Below are 1,914 nucleotides of genomic sequence, written 5' to 3'. Positions count from 1 at the left end.
GGTCGGCCAGCGCGGCGAGCACGGCGGCGGCGCGGGCGGGCTCGGCGTAGCAGGCGAGGCCGTCGCGCAGGGAGACCGAGCCGTCCTGGTCCGCGCTCACCGCCAGCACGGGCTTGGTCGTGGGGTGGATACCGCCGGCCGGGTCGCCCAGCGCGGTGGGCACGGTGACCGCGATGACCGCGTCCACGGCCGGGTCGGCGGCCAGCAGGTCCAGGCAGCGGGCGAACGTGCGGTCGTCCACGACCGCGGTGGTGTCGACCGGGTTGTGCGGGCTCGCGGTGCCCGGCAGCAACCGGCGCAACGCCTCGGTGGTGGCCGGGGCGGGTTGGGCGATGGTGAGCCCGTGCCGGACGCAGGCGTCGGCGGCCAGCACGCCGAGACCGCCCGCGTTGCCGAGCACGGCGACGTTGCGCCCGGCGGGCAAGGGGGTGGTGTGCAGCGCGGCCAGCACGTCGACCAGGTCGGTGACGCCGTCCACCGCCGTGACGCCGGCCTTGCGGAACAGCGCGTCCCGGGTCACCGCCGGGGTGGCGGTCGCGGCGGTGTGCGACGCGGCGGCCCGTTGACCGGCCTCGCTGCTCGCCGCCCGGATGGCCAGCACCGGCTTGCGCCGCGCGACCCGGCGGGCCAGGCGGGAGAACTTGCGTGGGTTGCCGAACGACTCCAGGTACAGCGCCACGGCACGGGTGCGCTCGTCGCGTTCCCACCACAGCAGCAGGTCGTTGCCGCTCACGTCGTACTTGTCGCCGGTCGACACCAGCTCCGACGTGCCCAGGCCGAGGCGGCGCAGCTGCTCCAACACCGCGATGGCGACCCCACCCGACTGGGTGACCACGCCGACGTCACCGCTGGTGAGGCGGTCGCGGGTGAAGGTGGCGTCGAGATCGGGACCGGTCACGCCGACGCAGTTGGGCCCGACCAGGCGCATGCCGTGCCGGTGCACGACCTCCAGCAGCCGGTCCGGGTCGACCCCGGAGGTGATGACGACCAGCGCCTTCACCCCGCGTCGACCGCAGTCCTCGGCAACCTGCGGCACGGCCTCGGCCGGCACGCAGACGACGGCGAGGTCCGGCGCCTCGGGCAGGGCGGCGACCGACGGGTACGAGACGACGCCCAGCACCTGGTCGGCGTGCGGGTTGACCACGTACGTCCCGCCCCGGAACCCACCGGTGACCAGGTTGTGCAGCACCGCGTTGCCCACCGAGGACCGCTTGCGGCCCGCGCCGACCACGACGACCGACGACGGCCGGAGCACCGCGCGCAGGCTCGCCACGTCCGCGGCCAGCTCCCGGTCCGCCACCGCGTCCAGGTAGTTCTCGTCGGGGTCGAGCCCGAGGTCGACGTGCACGACACCGCTGTCCACGTTCGACTCGACGACCAGGCCGAGGTCGGTGAACACGCGCAACATCCGCGAGTTGGCGGTGAGCACGTCGGCGCTGAACCGCCGCACTCCCCTGCCCCTGGCCAGGGAGATCAGGTGTTCGAGCATCAGGGTCCCGACGCCGTGCGACTGGCGGTCGTGCGCGACCACCAGCGCCACCTCCGCGGTGGCGTCCTCGACCGCGACGCAGCTCGCCGCGCCGACCAGCGCTCCGCCGGCGAACGCGCCGATGACGACGTGACGGTGCTCGGCCGGCGCGGTCAGCCGTGCGACGAAGTCGTCCGACGCGGAGGTCGAGACGCTGAAGAACCGCAGGTAGCGGTCGTCCGGAGGCAGGTCGCGGTGCAGCGCGAGCAGCGCGTCGGCGTCGGCGGGCCCCAGCTCGCGCAGCTCCACCACCGACCCGTCCGCCAGCAGCGCCCGGTCGGCCAGGTGCGCGGTCACAGCAGCGGTCCGGGGGTGACGACCGGCTTCGGGTCGACATGCTCGCGCCGGGCCTCGGGCTCGCGGATGACGACGACCGGGCACGGCGC

1 protein-coding gene is annotated in these 1,914 nt (G+C 75.0%); it reads right to left on the bottom strand.

Annotation, left to right across the window (positions count from 1 at the left end; translation table 11 throughout):
• The coding region (locus AB0G02_RS37615; protein WP_360804500.1) for a GNAT family N-acetyltransferase at nt 1-1,825 on the bottom strand (1,825 nt) is incomplete at its 3' end.
• Nucleotides 1,826-1,914 lie beyond the last annotated feature (89 nt).

It is taken from the genome of Actinosynnema sp. NPDC023658, assembly GCF_040639995.1.
Taxonomy (GTDB): Bacteria; Actinomycetota; Actinomycetes; order Mycobacteriales; family Pseudonocardiaceae; genus Actinosynnema.
This window is presented reverse-complemented; position numbering and strand designations above follow the sequence as displayed.